This window comes from Pseudomonas sp. GD03858 (assembly GCF_029840925.1).
Taxonomy (GTDB): Bacteria; Pseudomonadota; Gammaproteobacteria; order Pseudomonadales; family Pseudomonadaceae; genus Aquipseudomonas.
In genome coordinates this window covers 39,292-55,577 of the sequence record NZ_JAOCDM010000024.1, presented here as the reverse complement: position 1 = coordinate 55,577, position 16,286 = coordinate 39,292, and the positions used below count along the sequence as shown (strand labels likewise).

At 64.8% G+C, this 16,286-nt stretch carries 18 protein-coding genes; 11 read left to right on the top strand and 7 right to left on the bottom strand.

What is annotated here, in order from left to right:
- The first annotated feature begins 86 nt into the window (after positions 1–86).
- Genes hemA through murI form a run of 5 tightly spaced genes read left to right on the top strand, consistent with a single transcriptional unit; the run spans position 87 to position 4,813 of the window.
- Complete coding sequence (gene hemA / locus N5D48_RS09500; RefSeq protein ID WP_279883468.1) at positions 87–1,364, top strand: glutamyl-tRNA reductase; 1,278 nt, start codon at positions 87–89, stop codon at positions 1,362–1,364.
- Entirely contained in the window at positions 1,361–2,443 is a 1,083-nt protein-coding gene (gene prfA, locus N5D48_RS09495; RefSeq protein WP_166883864.1) for a peptide chain release factor 1, read from the top strand. Before hemA ends, prfA begins: the two co-directional genes overlap by 4 nt.
- On the top strand, positions 2,444–3,274 hold the full coding sequence (gene prmC / locus N5D48_RS09490; protein WP_279883467.1) for a peptide chain release factor N(5)-glutamine methyltransferase: 831 nt from the start codon (positions 2,444–2,446) through the stop codon (positions 3,272–3,274).
- On the top strand, positions 3,268–4,023 hold the full coding sequence (locus tag N5D48_RS09485) for a molybdopterin-synthase adenylyltransferase MoeB (RefSeq protein WP_279883466.1): 756 nt from the start codon (positions 3,268–3,270) through the stop codon (positions 4,021–4,023). The genes prmC and N5D48_RS09485 overlap by 7 nt, the downstream gene beginning before the upstream one ends.
- Positions 4,016–4,813, top strand: coding sequence for a glutamate racemase (gene murI, locus N5D48_RS09480; RefSeq protein ID WP_279883465.1), 798 nt, complete (start codon positions 4,016–4,018; stop codon positions 4,811–4,813). The genes N5D48_RS09485 and murI overlap by 8 nt, the downstream gene beginning before the upstream one ends.
- Positions 4,814–4,827: 14 nt before the next feature.
- Here murI and N5D48_RS09475 read toward each other — a convergent pair whose 3' ends face one another.
- The 5 genes from N5D48_RS09475 to N5D48_RS09455 form a co-directional block, all read right to left on the bottom strand.
- On the bottom strand, positions 4,828–5,523 hold the full coding sequence (locus N5D48_RS09475; RefSeq protein ID WP_279883464.1) for an SDR family NAD(P)-dependent oxidoreductase: 696 nt from the start codon (positions 5,521–5,523) through the stop codon (positions 4,828–4,830).
- On the bottom strand, positions 5,520–6,962 hold the full coding sequence (phrB, locus tag N5D48_RS09470) for a deoxyribodipyrimidine photo-lyase (protein WP_279883463.1): 1,443 nt from the start codon (positions 6,960–6,962) through the stop codon (positions 5,520–5,522). The genes N5D48_RS09475 and phrB overlap by 4 nt, the downstream gene beginning before the upstream one ends.
- A 19-nt stretch (positions 6,963–6,981) precedes the next feature.
- Entirely contained in the window at positions 6,982–7,851 is an 870-nt protein-coding gene (locus N5D48_RS09465) for a MerR family transcriptional regulator (RefSeq protein WP_279883462.1), read from the bottom strand.
- Positions 7,841–8,806, bottom strand: a complete 966-nt coding sequence (locus tag N5D48_RS09460; RefSeq protein ID WP_279883461.1) for a DUF523 and DUF1722 domain-containing protein — start codon at positions 8,804–8,806, stop codon at positions 7,841–7,843. The genes N5D48_RS09465 and N5D48_RS09460 overlap by 11 nt, the downstream gene beginning before the upstream one ends.
- 105 nt (positions 8,807–8,911) lie before the next feature.
- Positions 8,912–9,898 (bottom strand): NAD(P)/FAD-dependent oxidoreductase, encoded by a 987-nt coding sequence (locus tag N5D48_RS09455; RefSeq protein ID WP_279883460.1) that lies wholly within the window; start codon positions 9,896–9,898, stop codon positions 8,912–8,914.
- A gap of 186 nt (positions 9,899–10,084) precedes the next feature.
- Between N5D48_RS09455 and N5D48_RS09450 the strand changes: the two genes are divergently transcribed.
- The gene (locus N5D48_RS09450) at positions 10,085–10,990 is read left to right on the top strand and encodes a TIGR01777 family oxidoreductase (protein WP_279883459.1); all 906 of its coding nucleotides are present in this window, start codon (positions 10,085–10,087) and stop codon (positions 10,988–10,990) included.
- A 13-nt stretch (positions 10,991–11,003) separates the two neighbouring features.
- Positions 11,004–12,017, top strand: coding sequence for a ferrochelatase (hemH, locus tag N5D48_RS09445; RefSeq protein WP_279883456.1), 1,014 nt, complete (start codon positions 11,004–11,006; stop codon positions 12,015–12,017).
- A gap of 145 nt (positions 12,018–12,162) precedes the next feature.
- On the opposite strand, the gene N5D48_RS09440 is transcribed toward hemH, so the two are convergent.
- Positions 12,163–13,437, bottom strand: a complete 1,275-nt coding sequence (locus N5D48_RS09440; RefSeq protein ID WP_279883453.1) for a uracil-xanthine permease family protein — start codon at positions 13,435–13,437, stop codon at positions 12,163–12,165.
- A gap of 2 nt (positions 13,438–13,439) precedes the next feature.
- Positions 13,440–14,078, bottom strand: coding sequence for a uracil phosphoribosyltransferase (gene upp, locus N5D48_RS09435; RefSeq protein WP_279883450.1), 639 nt, complete (start codon positions 14,076–14,078; stop codon positions 13,440–13,442).
- 165 nt (positions 14,079–14,243) lie between these two features.
- Here upp and N5D48_RS09430 point away from each other — a divergent pair, with 165 nt between their 5' ends.
- The 4 genes from N5D48_RS09430 (at position 14,244) to N5D48_RS09415 (ending at position 16,171) form a co-directional block, all read left to right on the top strand.
- Positions 14,244–14,801, top strand: coding sequence for a hypoxanthine-guanine phosphoribosyltransferase (locus N5D48_RS09430; RefSeq protein WP_279883447.1), 558 nt, complete (start codon positions 14,244–14,246; stop codon positions 14,799–14,801).
- A gap of 2 nt (positions 14,802–14,803) precedes the next feature.
- Positions 14,804–15,277, top strand: a complete 474-nt coding sequence (locus N5D48_RS09425) for a WbuC family cupin fold metalloprotein (RefSeq protein ID WP_279883445.1) — start codon at positions 14,804–14,806, stop codon at positions 15,275–15,277.
- 61 nt (positions 15,278–15,338) lie between these two features.
- On the top strand, positions 15,339–15,809 hold the full coding sequence (locus N5D48_RS09420; RefSeq protein WP_279883442.1) for a hypothetical protein: 471 nt from the start codon (positions 15,339–15,341) through the stop codon (positions 15,807–15,809).
- A gap of 71 nt (positions 15,810–15,880) precedes the next feature.
- Complete coding sequence (locus N5D48_RS09415; RefSeq protein ID WP_279883439.1) at positions 15,881–16,171, top strand: PA4642 family protein; 291 nt, start codon at positions 15,881–15,883, stop codon at positions 16,169–16,171.
- The last annotated feature ends 115 nt before the right edge of the window (positions 16,172–16,286 follow it).

Here is a 16,286-nt window from a genome sequence, read left to right as displayed (position 1 = left end):
TCATCAGCACAATAGCGAACGGTGGTTGTTCTAAAACCTGCGAAGTAGGACAATTATCGGCTTCACGTCCCAACCAGCGACCTTGCATGGCCTTTCTTGCACTTGGTATCAACCATAAGACTGCCTCGGTAGACGTACGCGAGCGCGTGGCGTTTACTCCAGAGCAGCTGGTCGACGCCCTGCAGCAGCTGTGCCGACTGACCGCCAGCCGCGAGGCCGCGATCCTGTCGACCTGCAACCGCAGCGAACTCTATATCGAACAGGACCACCTCGCCGCCGATGCCGTGCTGCAGTGGCTGGCCGACTATCACCAGCTGAGCCTCGAGGAGCTGCGTGCCAGCGCTTACATCCACGAGGATCACGACGCGGTCAGGCACATGATGCGCGTGGCCTCGGGCCTGGATTCGCTGGTGCTCGGCGAGCCGCAGATCCTCGGCCAGATGAAGTCGGCCTACGCGGTCGCCCGCGAAGCCGGCACCGTCGGGCCGCTGCTCGGGCGCCTGTTCCAGGCCACCTTCAGCGCCGCCAAGCAAGTACGCACCGACACCGCCATCGGCGAGAACCCAGTGTCAGTGGCGTTCGCCGCGGTGAGCCTGGCCAGGCAGATCTTCTCCGACCTGGGCCGCAGCCAGGCGCTGCTGATCGGCGCCGGCGAGACCATCACCCTGGTCGCTCGCCATCTGCACGAGCAGGGCGTGCGCCGTATCGTCGTGGCCAACCGTACCCTGGAGCGCGCCAGCATCCTTGCCGAGCAGTTCGGCGCCCATGCCGTGCTGCTCTCGGACATTCCGCAAGAGCTGGCCAACAGCGACATCGTCATCAGCTCCACCGCCAGCCAGCTGCCGATCCTCGGCAAGGGCGCGGTGGAAAGCGCGCTGAAGCAGCGCCGGCACAAACCGATCTTCATGGTCGACATCGCCGTGCCGCGCGACATCGAGTCGCAGGTCGGCGAGCTGGACGACGTCTACCTCTATACCGTCGACGACCTGCATGAAGTGGTCGCGGAAAACCTCAAGAGCCGCCAGGGCGCGGCCCAGGCCGCCGAGGAGCTGGTTTCGGCCGGCGCTGACGACTTCATGGTGCGCCTGCGCGAGCTGGCGGCGGTGGACGTGCTCAAGGCCTACCGGCAGCAGAGCGAACGGCTGCGCGACGAAGAACTGCAGAAAGCCCAGCGCCTGCTGGCCAACGGCGGCAATCCCGAAGACGTGCTGCTGCAGCTGGCGAGGGGCCTGACCAACAAACTCCTGCATGCACCCAGCGTGCAACTGAAAAAGCTCTCTGCCGAAGGCCGCCTCGATGCGCTGGCCATGGCCCAGGAACTCTTCGCCCTCCACGAGGGCTCGACGGACAAGACCCCGCAATGAAAGCGTCGCTGCTGAACAAACTGGACACGCTCCAGGACCGCTTCGAGGAACTCACCGCGCTGCTCGGTGATGCCGAAGTCATTTCCGATCAGACCCGTTTTCGTGCCTACTCCCGCGAGTACGCCGAGGTCGAGCCGGTGATCGGCGCCTATAAAGAGTGGCGCAAGGTCCAGGACGACCTCGAGGGCGCCCAGGCGCTGCTCAAGGACGCCGACCCGGACCTGCGTGAAATGGCCGTGGAGGAAGTGCGCGAAGCCAAGGAGCAGCTGGTCGGGCTGGAGTCGCAGCTGCAACGCATGCTGCTGCCCAAGGACCCCAACGATGGGCGCAACGTGTTCCTGGAAATCCGCGCCGGCACCGGTGGCGACGAAGCGGCGATCTTCTCCGGCGACCTGTTCCGCATGTATTCGCGCTATGCCGAAAAACGCGGCTGGCGCCTGGAAATTCTTTCCGAGAACGAAGGCGAGCACGGCGGCTACAAGGAGATCATCGCCCGGGTCGAAGGCGACAGCGTCTACGGCAAGCTGAAATTCGAGTCCGGCGCGCACCGCGTGCAGCGCGTGCCCGAGACCGAGTCCCAGGGGCGCATCCACACCTCGGCCTGCACCGTGGCGGTGCTGCCCGAGCCCGACGAGCAGGTGGCCATCGAGATCAACCCGGCCGACCTGCGCGTGGACACTTACCGCGCCTCCGGCGCTGGCGGCCAGCACGTCAACAAGACCGACTCGGCGATCCGTATCACCCACTTGCCCACCGGTATCGTGGTCGAGTGCCAGGAAGAGCGCTCCCAGCACAAGAACCGTGCCCGCGCCATGTCCTGGCTGTCGGCCAAGCTCAACGACATGCAGACCAGCGCCGCGCAGAACGCCATCGCCAGCGAGCGCAAGCTGCTGGTGGGCTCGGGCGATCGCTCCGAGCGTATCCGCACCTACAACTATCCACAGGGCCGGGTCACCGACCACCGTATCAACCTCACCCTCTACTCCCTGGACGACATTCTCGCCGGCGGCGTGGAAGCCGTGATCGAGCCGCTGCTGGCTGAATACCAGGCCGATCAGCTGGCCGCCCTGGGGGATTGAATGACCATCATCGCCAGCCTGCTGCGCAACGCGCAGCTGCCGGAGTCACCGACCGAGCGCCTGGATGCCGAGCTGCTGCTGGCTGCCGCCCTGGGCAAGTCGCGCAGCTACCTGCACACCTGGCCCGAGCGCATCGTCAGCAGCGAGGCGGCCGAGACCTTCGCCGGCTACCTCGAGCGCCGTCGCGCCGGCGAGCCGGTGGCCTACATCCTGGGCCAGCAGGGGTTCTGGAAGCTCGACCTGGAGGTCGCGCCGCACACGTTGATCCCGCGCCCGGATACCGAACTGCTGGTGGAAACCGCCCTTGAGCGGATGTCGCCGAAACCGGCGCGGGTGCTCGACCTGGGGACCGGCACGGGGGCCATCGCCTTGGCCCTGGCCAGCGAGTGTCCGGGATGGCAGGTGACGGCGGTGGACCGTGTCGAGGAGGCCGTGGCACTGGCCGAGCGCAATCGCCAGCGTCTAGGGCTGGGCAACGTCCAGGTGCGCGTCAGCCACTGGTATGACGCCCTTGGCGGCGAGCGGTTCGACATGATCCTGAGCAACCCCCCCTACATCCGCGCGCAAGACCCGCACCTGGTGGCCGGGGATGTGCGTTTTGAACCCAGTAGCGCCCTGGTGGCGGGCGAAGACGGCCTGGACGACCTGCGGGTGATCGTCGCCCAGGCGCCGCAATACCTGCTGCCCGGTGGCTGGCTGCTGCTCGAGCATGGTTACGACCAGGCCAGTGCAGTGCGTGAGCTGCTGGCTTCGAGCGGTTTCACCGACGTTGCCAGCCGCCTCGACCTGGGTGGCCATGAGCGCATCAGCTTGGGGCGCCTGCCATGCTGACCGACCAGGAGCTGTTGCGTTACAGCCGGCAGATCCTGCTGTCGCAGGTGGATATCGACGGCCAGCTGCGCCTCAAGCACGGCAAGGCGCTGGTGGTCGGCGTGGGCGGGCTCGGCTCGCCGGTGGCGCTGTACCTGGGCGCGGCGGGTGTCGGCGAGCTGCATCTGGCGGACTTCGATACCGTCGACCTGACCAACCTGCAACGCCAGATCATCCATGACAGCGACAGCGTCGGCATGAGCAAGGTGGATTCGGCCATCAAGCGCCTGCGGGCGATCAATCCCGAGATCACCCTGGTCGCCCACCGCCAGGCCCTCGACGAGGACTCTCTGGCCGCTGCCGTGGCGGCGGTCGACGTGGTGCTCGACTGCTCCGATAACTTCACCACCCGCGAGGCGGTCAATGCTGCCTGCGTCGTTGCCGGCAAGCCGCTGGTCAGTGGCGCGGCGATCCGCCTGGAAGGGCAGCTGTCGGTATTCGACACGCGGCGCGACAGCAGCCCTTGCTACCACTGCCTCTATGGTCATGGCAGCGACGCCGAGCTGACCTGCAGCGAGGCCGGCGTGATCGGCCCGCTGGTAGGGCTGGTGGGCAGCCTGCAGGCACTGGAGGCGTTGAAGCTGCTGGCAGGCTTCGGCGAGCCGCTGGTGGGCCGGTTGCTGTTGATCGATGCCCTCGGCACGCGCATGCGTGAACTGCGGGTCAAGCGCGACCCGGCCTGCGCCGTGTGTGCCAGCCGCCATGGCTGATCGCGCGGCGCCGGTCGGCGTGATGGACTCGGGGGTCGGCGGCTTGTCGGTGCTTGCCGAGATCCAGCGGCTGCTGCCCAACGAATCGCTACTGTATGTGGCCGACAGCGGCCATGTGCCCTACGGCGAGAAGTCCCCGGACTACATCCGCCAGCGCCTGCGCCATATCGCCGCGTTCTTCCACGAGCAAGGTGCCAAGGCCATGGTCCTGGCTTGCAACACTGCTACCGTGGCCGCCGTGGCCGATCTGCGCGAGCTGTATCCCGACTGGCCCCTGGTGGGCATGGAACCGGCGGTAAAACCGGCGGCGGCGGCGACCCGTTCGGGCGTGGTCGGGGTGCTGGCTACCACCGGCACGCTGCAGAGTGCCAAATTCGCCGCCTTGCTCGATCGCTTCGCCAGCGATGTGCGGGTCGTCACTCAGCCATGCCCCGGACTGGTCGAGCGCATCGAGACCGGTGACCTGACCAGCCCCGAGCTACGCCAGTTGCTGCTGCAATATGTGCAACCTCTGCTGGCGGCCGGATGCGACACGCTGATCCTCGGTTGCACGCATTACCCCTTCCTGCGCCCCATGCTCGCGACCATGGTGCCAGCGGACGTCGCGATCATCGACACGGGCGCCGCCGTGGCGCGGCAACTGCAGCGCTTGCTGGGCGCGCGCGATCTGCTCAGTGACCAGCCGGCACGGGCCACGGCGTTCTGGAGCAGCGGCGAGCCGGCGGGCATGCAGAAGGTGCTGCCGCTGTTGTGGACGCAGCCAGCCAGCGTGCAGCGCTTCTTGCCCTAGGACAAGGCGGGCCTCTATGGCAATGGCCACAGTTCGGTCGGGCTCAGAACCTCGAGCACCAGCTCCGAATCGCGTTGGTCCAGGCGCATCAACAGCTCCTGTGCCGCTTGTTCAGCCGTCCAGGGTTCTGGAATGGCCTGCAATGGGGTCACCGGTGTTTTCAGCGACTGTGGCGCCACGATGGTGAGGTCGATGCCCTGCGCCTTCATGTGCTGACGTCGTTCGCGCAGCCAGTGCACGGCACTGTTGTTCCCGCTCAGTGGTTGATTCGGTTCGTGCAGTTGCAGTGCCGAATAAGGGCTGAAAATCCCCACCACCTGCGGTTTTTCCCCTTTGATCAGCAAGGGGGTGGCGTGCTCGACAAGGTTTTCCATCGCGCGCAGGTTGCTGCTGACGATCCGCTCGAACAGCTCGCTTTGCGGCAGGTCGGCTGGCAGGTAGTCGCAGGCCCCGGCGTTGATGATCAAGCCGTCGAGCATGCCCCATGTCGCCAGCAATCGCTGGCTGGCGAGTTCGGCTTGCGCGGGCTCCTGCAACTGCGCTGGCAGCGCCAGCAGGTTGGCGCCGTGGCGTGCCAGCAGCGCGTCGAGCGAAGGGCTTTCGCCACTGCTGACGGCAACTCGGTGCCCCTGTTCGAGTAGTTGTTCAGCCAGGGCCAAGCCCAGGCCCTGGGTGGCGCCGGTAACCCAGAATGTGCGTGTGCTGCTCACGAGAGCTCCCCCTGATACTGCATGCCAGGCAAGCTTTTGAATGCTTCCAGTGCCCGCTGGCGACTACTTTCAAGATCGACGATCGGTCTCGTGTAAAGGTCCGTTTCGAATAGACCGGCTGATTGCCGAGGTTGATGAATTCCTTTGTCATCGAGGTCTTTCAGCTCGGGGAGCCATTCTCGAATGAATACACATTTAGAATCAAATCTATTCGATTGGGTGATTGGGTTGAATATCCGGAAGTAGGGTACCGCGTCGGTACCGGTCGACGCGCTCCATTGCCAGCCGCCGTTGTTGGCGGCCAGGTCGCCGTCGATCAGGTGGCGCATGAAGTGCTGCTCACCCAGGCGCCAGTCGATCAGCAGGTTCTTGCTGAGGAACATGGCGACAATCATGCGCAGGCGGTTGTGCATCCACCCGGTGTGCAGCAGTTGGCGCATGGCGGCGTCGATGATCGGGAAGCCTGTACGGCCCTGTTGCCAGGCGGCGAAGTCGTCCGGGGCGTCGCGCCACGGCAGCGCCTCGGTGTGTGGGCGGAAGGCCCGGTGCCGCGAGACGCGTGGGTAGCCCACCAGGACATGCTTGTAGAACTCGCGCCACAGCAGTTCGTTGATCCAGGTCTGCACACCTTTGCTGCCGCTGTCGAATTCGCCATGGTTGCTGGCCAGTGCCGCATGCAGGCACTGTCGGGGCGAAAGCACGCCGGCAGCCAGGTAAGGGGAGAGCTGGCTGGTGCCGGCTTCGGCGGGTAGGTCGCGCCGTTCCGGGTAGTCCCGGATGTCTTCGTCGGTGAAGCGTGCGAGCCTTCGTTGCGCTTCCTGTTCGCCGGCAGGCCAGTAGTCGCGCAAGGTTTCGGGCGGTTTCTCGAACCCTTCGATATGCCGGGGAATAGGGTCGCTGGTGATGCCCACGGGCGCTTGGCGATGCACTGGAGGAATCAGGGCGGGCAGGCTGCGATGCAGATGGTCCAGGCAGACACGCTTGAACTGGCTGAATACCTGGAAGTAGCGACCACTGCGGTTCAGCACGCTCCCTGGCTTGAACAGCAACTGGTCGAGATAACCGGTCGCGTTGATGCCTGCATTGTGCAGCAGGTCGCGGGTCGCCTCGTCGCGTCGGCTTTCGTTGATGCCGTATTCATCATTCCAGTGCACGGCCTCGATCCGGTGCTGACGACAGACATCGAGCAGGCACTGAGGCACGTCGCGCCAGGTTGGTACAGTGCGGATCAGCAAGGGGATGTTCAGCGCCTCCAGAGACTGGCGCAGCAGGAGCAGGTTGCGCAGCCAGAAGTCGACTTTGCACGGCGCATCGTCATGAGCCAGCCACTGGTCGGGGCTGGCGATCCATAGCGCCACGGTCGGGCCGCGCTGGCAGGCGGCGCTCAGGGCGGTGTTGTCGGCGGTGCGCAGGTCGCTGCGTAGCCAGATCAGTTGCATAGGGACACAAGCCTGTCGGTCATGATTGCTGGAGGCCGCGCAGAGCGGCCATTGGGCTGTCGAACAGCTGCAAGCCTGGTAGATCCAGGGCATCAAGTTCAGCCTTATGAAGAAGGACCGCGGCGCCTCCCAGGAGTTTCGGCGCATCGACATCGTGCAGTGCGCGGCCCAGCGCGCGGATGTCGGGGTGGCCGCCAAGGTGCAGTACCAGTGCGCGTGCTCGCAATTGCGTCATGGCATGGCGCAGTTGGCGGGGCTCGACCGGCCACTCGAGGATTTCCAGCGCATGGCCATTGCTGCTCAGCAGCCAGGCACACAGCCAGAAGTGGGCGTCGAAAGGCGTCTCGTCGGTGCGCGCGAGCAACACGCTGGGGCCTGGCAGCGAATGACTGTCGTGGTAGACCCGGGCGCCCAGCTTGCTGCGTAGCCAGGTTTGGAAGAAGGCCTGCTCCAGGCGCGCATCGAAATCCGTTCGCCAGCGCAGGGCAAGCGCGTCGAGCAGGGGCAGGAGCAGGTGTTCGCAGACGGTCCGTGCGGGGTAGAGGGCCATCGCCTGGTTGAGCTGCTGGTCCAGTGGACGCTGGGCCAGGCGGCCTACGGCCCCGACCAGCTGTTCGATCCGCGATCCCCATTCACCCTGCGGCGCAGGCGCGTCCTGCGGGGCGCGATCCAGTAGCTCACGCACCTGACTCACGACTGCGCCGCGCTCTAGCCAGCGCAGGACGGCCTGGACCCGCACCACCTGCTCCTGTGGATAAAGGCGATGGCCCTTTGCTGTGCGCTCGGGCGTGATCAGCCCGTATCGACGCTCCCAGGCGCGCAGGGTGACCGGGTTGACACCGGTCAGGCGGGCCACCTCGCCGATGGGCAACAGTTCTTCAGATTGCATTGCGCAGTCCCATGGCTTCAGGGTGGGGGCGCAGGTAGGCCTGTTGCGCCAGGTATTCGGTGGGGTGGTTGCGCAGGTGGTGCCTGAGCAAGGTCAGGGGCACGACCAGTGGCACCATGCCGTGCTGGTACTGGGTGATGACCTGCTGCAGTTCGGCCTTGTCCGCCGGACCGAGATGGTTGCGCAGGTAGCCTGTCAGGTGCTGCAGCACATTGCCGTGGGTGCCCCTGCTGGCGCATCGGCGCAGAGCCTGCATCAGTTGCAGGAAGTAATGATGTCCCAGGTACTCGGGATCGTCCGTGCGGCTCATGTTGCCGAGCAGGCGACCAAGCGCCCGGTACGCCTGGGGGTTGTGGGCCATCAGCAGGTATTTGTAGCGTGAGTGGAAGCGTATCAGGGCGCCGCGGCTCAGGCCCTGGCCTCGCAATTGTTGCCAGTCGGCGCAGGCATAGACGCGGGTGATGAAGTTTTCCCGCAGCACGGGATCGTGCAGACGGCCTTCCTCTTCGACCGGCAAGTCGGGGCGAAGGGCGCAGAATGTCGCGGCATAGGCGCCACGCCCGTGGAGAGGCGCACGGCCGTCTTCCTGGTAGACCTTGACCCGCTCCAAGCCGCAAGATGGAGACTTCTGCATGAAGATGTAGCCGCAAATCGTCTGCAACTGCTCGGCCATCTGCTCGCCATATGCCCGCAGCGGGCCAGCCAGGTCGGTGCCGCCATTGCGTGAGCCGGTGACGACGGGATGAGCCGGATCACCGACCAGGCGAATGGGCTCGCGTGGCGTGCCCAGGCCAATGGCGACCTCGGGGCACACCGGGACCCAGTCGAAATGTTCGTCGAGCAGCTCCAGGCACAGGCTGGAGGCCTTGTGCCCTGCGTTGTAACGCACGTTGAGGCCGGTCAGGCAGGCGCTGATGGCCAGGCATGGCTTGTTCTGCGCGGAAGGGGCGTTCATCGCTGTCTCCGGAGTGACTTGTACAGGCGGCATGTTTTGTACAAGTCAATTCCAGCACACGTGAAAACTTATACAAGAAATATTTTTGTATAAGTTCCCGCGGCGTTACTCCAGATGCTCCAGCAGACGTTTTGCCGCTTCCTGACCACTGAGCCAGGCCCCCTCGACTCGGCCGGACAGGCACCAGTCGCCGCAGGCGTACAGTCCCAGGTCGGCATCGGCCAGGGCACCCCATTCGTGGTTGCCGGCCGGGCGGGCGTAGAGCCAGCGATGGGCGAGGGCGAAGGTCGGGGCGGGGACCACGCAGCCGACCAGTTCGGCGAACTCGCCCCACAGCTGTTCGATCACCTCTTCCTTGGGCAGGTCGATGTGCTGTTTGCTCCAGCTGGAGGTCGCATGCAGCACCCAGGTATCCAGGTGCTCGTCGCGCTCTGGCTTGCTGCGGTTGCGCGCCAGCCAGTCGAGCGGGTTGTCCTGCACGAAGCAGCCTTGCATGGGGGTGTCGAGCGGCGTCTCGAAGCCCAGGGCGATGGCCCAGGTCGGCTCCATCTGCACCCCGGCGACCACCGCCGCGAGTTTGGGGGTTGCGGCCAGCAGCGGCGTGGCCTGTGGCGCCGGCACGGCGATCACCACCTGGCTGAATGGTCCATGGCTGCAGCCCTCGGTGTCCTGAAGGTGCCAGTATTGCTTGCCACGGAACACTTCGGCGATGCGGCAGCCGAAGTTGACCGTGACGTCCTTGAGCAGGCCGCGGGTAATGGCGCTCATGCGCGGTACGCCGACCCAGCGGATCTGCTCGTCGGGGGAGGGGGTCAGTTCGCCATCGCGGTAGTTGTACAGCTGCGGTTTCCACTGTGCCGCCCAGCCGTCGGCGACCCACTGTTGAACTTGCTCGACGAAGCGTCGGTCCCGGGCAGTGAAGTACTGAGCGCCGAGGTCCAGCGCTCCGGCTTCGCTGCGCTTGCTGGCCATGCGTCCCCCGCTGCCATGGCCCTTGTCGAACAAGTGAACGGTCTGCCCGGCCTTTTGCAGGGCCTGGGCGGCGGACAGGCCGGCGATGCCGGCCCCGATGATGGCGATAGGTACTGTCATGATGGCCTCTTCGAACCTAGCTATGCGCAGCCTACGCTGCCAGGCAAACCTGTACAATGCACAATGTTTGTATAAGGTTATTCCGCTCGATAGGCAGGTTGGCCTATGGTTATCCGAGAGCGTTTGGTCAAAAAAGTGCCTTGATCTTAAAAATAGACCACGCCCGCCAACTGTGAGGACACAGCCATGCATATATTGCTGACCGGCGGTACCGGCCTGATCGGCCAACACCTGTGCCAACTCTGGCGAGGCCAAGGGCATCGCCTGACGGTCTGGAGTCGCCGGCCCGAGCAGGTGGCGAGAATCTGCGGTACCGGTGTACGCGGTGTCGCCCGCTTGGATGACATTGCCGCTGACGATGCCGTGGATGCGGTCATCAACCTGGCGGGCGCGCCGATTGCCGATCGTCCCTGGACCGCGACGCGACGCTCGTTGCTGTGGGCTAGCCGGGTGACGCTCACCGAGCAGTTGCTGGCCTGGCTCGAGCAGCGCGAGCAGCGCCCGCAAGTGCTGATTTCCGGCTCGGCAGTAGGCTGGTATGGCGATGGCGGCGAGCGCGAGCTCACGGAGGCCTCACCCCCGGTGAAGGAAGATTTCGCCAGCCAGCTGTGCATCGCCTGGGAAGAAACCGCCCAGCGTGCCCAGGCGCTTGGCATGCGCGTGGTGCTGGTGCGTACCGGGCTGGTGCTGGCCGCCGACGGCGGCTTTTTGTCGCGCCTGCGCCTGCCTTTCAAGCTGGGACTGGGCGGGCCTTTGGGCGATGGTCGGCAGTGGATGCCTTGGGTGCATATCGACGATCAAATCGCCCTCATTGATTTTCTCTTGCAGCACAACGACGCCAGCGGTCCCTATAATGCCTGCGCGCCGGAGCCGGTGCGCAACCGTGAGTTCGCCAAGCGCCTGGGCCGCACCCTGCATCGTCCGGCGTTCATGCCGATGCCGGCGCTGGTGCTCAAGGCCGGGCTCGGCGAGCTGTCGACGCTGCTGCTTGGTGGCCAGCGTGCCCGTCCGGTGCGCTTGCTGGCGGCGGGCTTCACGTTCCGCTTCAACGATCTGCAATCGGCCCTGGACAACCTGTCCAGCCGCCTCTGACATAGGACGCTGCATGACCGATCACGCCCTGCTGCTGGTCAACCTGGGTTCGCCGGCCTCCACCTCGGTGGCCGACGTGCGCCGTTACCTCAACCAGTTCCTCATGGACCCGTACGTGATCGATCTGCCCTGGCCGGTGCGACGGTTGCTGGTGTCGCTGATCCTGATCAAGCGCCCGGAGCAGTCGGCCCATGCCTATGCCTCGATCTGGTGGGACGAAGGCTCGCCACTGGTGGTGCTGACCCGGCGTCTGCAGCAGGCGATGGCTGCCCATTGGCCCCATGGGCCGGTGGAGATCGCCATGCGCTATGGACAACCGGCGCTGCCGGAAGTCCTGGAGCGCCTGACCGCGCAAGGTGTGCGCAAGGTGACGCTGGCGCCGCTTTATCCACAGTTCGCCGACAGCACCGTGACTACCGTGGTGGAGTTGGCGAAGCAGACTATCGCCGAGCGCGAGCTGCCTTTGCAGACCCGCATTCTGCAGCCGTTCTACGATCACCCTGAATACATCGATGCCTTGGTGGCCAGTGCTCGCCCGTACCTGGAACAGGATTACGATCACCTGCTGCTGAGCTTCCATGGTTTGCCCGAGCGGCACCTGAAGAAGCTCGACCCCACCGGCAATCACGATTTCCAGGCCGCCGACTGCTGCAAGGACGCCAGCGCCCAGATGCGTGCGGTGTGCTATCGCGGCCAGTGCCTGGCCACGGCCAGGGCGTTCGCCGAGAAGATGGGCATCCCGGACGGCAAGTGGTCGGTGTCGTTCCAGTCGCGCCTGGGCCGGGCCAAGTGGATCGAGCCCTACACCGAGACGCGCCTGGACGAGCTGGGCAAGGCGGGTGTGAAGAAGCTGTTGGTGATGTGCCCGGCGTTCGTCGCCGATTGCATCGAGACGCTGGAAGAGATCGGCATGCGCGGCAGCGAGCAGTTCGTCGAAGCCGGTGGGAAGGAGCTGGTGCTGGTGCCGTGCCTGAATGATCACCCGGCGTGGGTGAGGGTGTTGGCGGGGATGTGTGAGAAGGCGTGAGAAACTTGCCTCGCTTTGAATCGAGGGGCTGCTTTGCAGCCCTTTCGCGACACAAGGCCGCTCCTACAGGGGACCGCGATCATCTGTAGGAGCGGCCTTGTGTCGCGAAAGGGCCGCAAGGCGGCCCCAGGATTTCAAGAAAGACTCAAGGCAGCTGATCATCCAGCTTCTTGTTCTTCCAGCCATCGTTGCCCGGCAGGATCAGGTTCAGCGCAATGGCCACTACGGCGCACAGGGCGATGCCCTTCAGGCCCCAGTCGTCCGGGCCGTCACCGCTGCCGATCAGCACGCCGCCGATGCCGAACACCAGGGTCACCGAAACGATCACCAAGTTGCGTGCCTCGGCCAGGTCGATCTTGTGGCGGATCATGGTGTTCATGCCCACCGCCGCGATCGAACCGAACAACAGGCAGAGAATGCCGCCCATCACCGGTACCGGAATGCTTTGCAGCAATGCGCCGAACTTGCCGATGAAGGCCAGGGTGATGGCGAACACCGCCGCCCAGGTCATGATCTTCGGGTTGTAGTTCTTGGTCAGCATCACCGCGCCGGTCACCTCGGCGTAGGTGGTATTGGGCGGACCGCCGAACATGCCCGCCGCGGTGGTGGCCAGCCCATCGCCGAGCAGGGTGCGGTGCAGGCCGGGCTTCTTCAGGTAGTCGCGCCCCGTCACGCTACCCACCGCGATCACCCCGCCGATATGCTCGATCGCCGGGGCCAGGGCCACCGGTACGATGAACAGGATCGCCTGCCAGTTGAACTCCGGCGCGGTGAACTTCGGCAGCTCCAGCCAAGGAGCGGCGGCGATCTTGGCGGTGTCGACCACGCCGAAGGCGAACGACAGGCCAAAGCCTACCAGCACGCCGGAGATGATTGGCACCAGGCGGAAGATGCCCTTGCCGAACACGGCGACGATCAGCGTGGTCAGCAATGCCGGCATCGAGATCAGCATGGCGGTCTTGTACGGCATCAGCACGCTGCCATCACCACCCTTGCCCATGGCCATGTTGGCGGCGATCGGCGCCATGGCCAGGCCGATGGAGATGATCACCGGGCCGATCACCACCGGTGGCAGCATGCGGTCGATGAAGCCGGTGCCCTTGATCTTCACCATCAGACCCATGAAGGTGTAGACGAAGCCGGCGGCCATCACGCCGCCCATGGTCGCGGCCAGGCCGAACTGGCCCTTGGCGAGGATGATCGGGGTGATGAAAGCGAAGCTCGAGGCCAGGAACACCGGAACCTGACGACCGGTCACCAGTTGGAACAGCAAGGTGCCGAGGCCTGCGGTGAACAGCGCCACGTTAGGGTCCAGACCGGTGATCAGCGGCATCAGCACCAGCGCGCCGAATGCCACGAAAAGCATCTGCGCGCCCGAAACGACCTGACGCCAGAGCGGGTCGTTGAAGCCGTCCTGCATGATCAGGCGTCCTTCTGCTTGGTGCCGAAGATCTTGTCGCCGGCATCGCCCAGTCCGGGGACGATGTAGCCGTGTTCATTCAAGCGCTGGTCGATCGAGGCGGTATAGATCTGCACGTCCGGGTGGGCTTTTTCCACCACGTCGATGCCTTCGGGGGCCGCGACCAGGACCATGGCGCGGATTTCCTTGCAGCCGGCTTTTTTCAGCAGGTCGATGGTGGCGACCATCGAGCCGCCGGTGGCGAGCATCGGGTCGATGATCAGGGCCAGGCGCTGGTTGATGTCTGGCGCGAGCTTCTCCAGGTAGGTGTGGGCCTCGAGGGTTTCCTCGTTGCGGGCGACGCCCACGGCACTCACCTTGGCGCCCGGCACCAGGCTGAGCACGCCGTCGAGCATGCCGATGCCGGCACGCAGGATCGGTACCACGGTGATCTTCTTGCCGGCGATCTTCTCGACCTGGACCTTGCCGCACCAGCCGTCGATCTCATAGGTTTCGAGCGGCAGGTCCTGGGTGGCTTCGTAGGTCAGGAGCGCGCCGACTTCCTGGGCGAGTTCGCGAAAATTCTTGGTGCTGATATCGGCACGGCGCATCAGGCCGAGCTTGTGGCGGATCAGCGGATGGCGGATCTCACGAGTAGGCATAGGGGGAGGGCTCCGGGAGGCGGGCAAAAAAACCGCGCTAGATTAATCTATTCAGTCCTTGATGTCGTGCAGTCATTGTGCACGTTAGTCCATAAAGGCTTGATCTGGGACGAGCGGATGCGTACCTTTGCCCGCTTTTCCAAAACGCACCCCCTGGAGAGCGCCATGTCCGCCGATCTCGAGCATATCCGTCAAGTGATGCGCGAGGCTGATTGCCTGTACAACGAAGCCGAGGTCGAGGCCGCCATCGCCGAGGTCGGCAAACGGATCTGCCAGGACCTGCACGACAAGAACCCGGTGGTCTTCTGCGTGATGAACGGCGGCCTGATCTTCTCCGGCAAGCTGCTCACCCACCTGCAGTTCCCGCTGGAAGCCTCGTACCTGCATGCCACCCGCTACCGCAACACCACCAGCGGCGGCGAGCTGTTCTGGAAGGCCAAGCCGGAAGTGTCGTTCATCGACCGTGACGTGCTGATCGTCGACGACATCCTCGACGAAGGCCACACCCTCAGCGCCATCATCGAGTTCTGCAAGCACGCTGGCGCCCGGGCAGTGCACACCGCCGTGCTGATCGACAAGGATCATGACCGCAAGGCCAGCCCAGGCCTGAAGGCCACCTATAGCGGCCTGCCATGCGTGGATCGCTACATCTTTGGCTACGGCATGGACTACAAGGGCTACTGGCGCAACGCCAACGGCATCTTCGCCGTCAAGGGGATGTGAGCATGCGCCAGCCCGCGTTCCTCGATCAGTCGCTGTTCGACGGGCTGGCGCAGCAAGCCGCCGACAGTCCGCGCCGGCGTCAGCACCACAACTTCCATGACATGGCCGAGCCTTGCCACCGCCTGGCGGTGGGCTTGCAGCCGGATACCTACATTGCGCCGCACCGCCACCTGAGTGCCGACAAGGCTGAAGTACTGGTCGTGCTCAAGGGGCGTCTTGGCCTGCTGATCTTCGATGATCATGGCCAGTTGATCGACAAACGTGTGCTGCAAGCGGGTGGCGACTGCCTGGGAGTGGATCTGGCGCCCGGCACCTGGCATGGGCTGGTGGCGCTCGAGGCGGACAGCATTCTGCTTGAGTGCAAGGCCGGGCCTTATCGAGCGCTCGGCGAGGGCGAGCATGCGCATTGGGCGCCGCGCGAGGGCGACGAGGGCGTGGCCGAGTACCGTGCCTGGATGCGCGCGCAGTTCGACTGAGCGCGCTTGCCCAGCGGCAAGCCCTGTGCGTAGAGTGCCTGCTCATGCCTAGGAGCCTCACATGCGTGCGATCGTCCCCCTGCTGCTGGCGGTGAGCCTGCCACTGTCCGCCGCCCCGCTGCACAGCCAGTTCCTCCCGCCCGATGACCTTTCACTGCGCCAGGAAGCCCCAGGCACTCAGCAACTGCTGCAGGTCACCGACTACACGGTGGTCGTGGCTACCCAGCGCCAGTCCGACCAGCAACCCATACCGATCACGTCCTCGTTGCAGATGCGCCTGAAGGGCAAGCCGCTGAGCAAGGGCGCGACCATCGGCCAGGTGCTGGTCAATTTCGACGGCGAGGGTGGCAAGAGCCTGAAGAAGCCGGTCTATGACGAGAAGACCCGGACCCTGACCCTCAATTACCCGGTGGCCGACTACCGGGTGATCATGGATCTGCTGCGCAACGAAACGCTCTACGTACAGTTCCTGACCTACGCCAACGGCCACGTCTGGGCCGACCTGCACACCGGCACCGTACGTACGCGTTGAGGCCCGCGGGTGCCGGGGGGTAAACTGCCGGCCTTCGAAAAATGCCCGTGATGGCCCAGTTGGAGTCGGCGATGCGTAAAGACAAGAAACAAGTGATTGGTGACGAGATCAGCGATGAGTACATCAAGTCCTTCCTGCAGTTCGAGCCGGCCGATGGTCTGACCTCGCCGTCGCATCACAAGCTGATCAAGGGCTACCGTGGCCTGCGGGTCGATGATTTCGAGCGTTTCGTCGGCTTCTTCGTCGAGGCGGGGTACGACCTCGATGGCAAGGACGAGCACGGCAAGACTTTCGCCGAAGTGATCGCCGACCAGCGCAATGCGCCGGAGTACATCGAGATCATCGACAACGCCCGAGTTTGACCCGGAGCGTTGCGTGGGAGCGGGCTTGCCCCGCGATCGCATCGGCACAGCCATGGAAATGGTTCGGCCTGCACCGGCCAGATCGCGGGGCAAGCCCGCTCCCACGAGGGATTTG

Coding starts and splice junctions, on each gene's coding strand:
- hemA (WP_279883468.1), top strand. CDS start 87: ATGGCCTTTCTTGCACTTGGTATCAACCATAAGACTGCCTCGGTAGAC.
- N5D48_RS09450 (WP_279883459.1), top strand. CDS start 10,085: ATGCATATATTGCTGACCGGCGGTACCGGCCTGATCGGCCAACACCTG.
- phrB (WP_279883463.1), bottom strand. CDS start 6,962: ATGCAACTGATCTGGCTACGCAGCGACCTGCGCACCGCCGACAACACC.
- N5D48_RS09465 (WP_279883462.1), bottom strand. CDS start 7,851: ATGCAATCTGAAGAACTGTTGCCCATCGGCGAGGTGGCCCGCCTGACC.
- prfA (WP_166883864.1), top strand. CDS start 1,361: ATGAAAGCGTCGCTGCTGAACAAACTGGACACGCTCCAGGACCGCTTC.
- N5D48_RS09420 (WP_279883442.1), top strand. CDS start 15,339: ATGCGTGCGATCGTCCCCCTGCTGCTGGCGGTGAGCCTGCCACTGTCC.
- upp (WP_279883450.1), bottom strand. CDS start 14,078: ATGCCTACTCGTGAGATCCGCCATCCGCTGATCCGCCACAAGCTCGGC.
- hemH (WP_279883456.1), top strand. CDS start 11,004: ATGACCGATCACGCCCTGCTGCTGGTCAACCTGGGTTCGCCGGCCTCC.
- N5D48_RS09425 (WP_279883445.1), top strand. CDS start 14,804: ATGCGCCAGCCCGCGTTCCTCGATCAGTCGCTGTTCGACGGGCTGGCG.
- N5D48_RS09415 (WP_279883439.1), top strand. CDS start 15,881: ATGCGTAAAGACAAGAAACAAGTGATTGGTGACGAGATCAGCGATGAG.
- prmC (WP_279883467.1), top strand. CDS start 2,444: ATGACCATCATCGCCAGCCTGCTGCGCAACGCGCAGCTGCCGGAGTCA.
- N5D48_RS09430 (WP_279883447.1), top strand. CDS start 14,244: ATGTCCGCCGATCTCGAGCATATCCGTCAAGTGATGCGCGAGGCTGAT.
- murI (WP_279883465.1), top strand. CDS start 4,016: ATGGCTGATCGCGCGGCGCCGGTCGGCGTGATGGACTCGGGGGTCGGC.
- N5D48_RS09460 (WP_279883461.1), bottom strand. CDS start 8,806: ATGAACGCCCCTTCCGCGCAGAACAAGCCATGCCTGGCCATCAGCGCC.
- N5D48_RS09440 (WP_279883453.1), bottom strand. CDS start 13,437: ATGCAGGACGGCTTCAACGACCCGCTCTGGCGTCAGGTCGTTTCGGGC.
- N5D48_RS09455 (WP_279883460.1), bottom strand. CDS start 9,898: ATGACAGTACCTATCGCCATCATCGGGGCCGGCATCGCCGGCCTGTCC.
- N5D48_RS09485 (WP_279883466.1), top strand. CDS start 3,268: ATGCTGACCGACCAGGAGCTGTTGCGTTACAGCCGGCAGATCCTGCTG.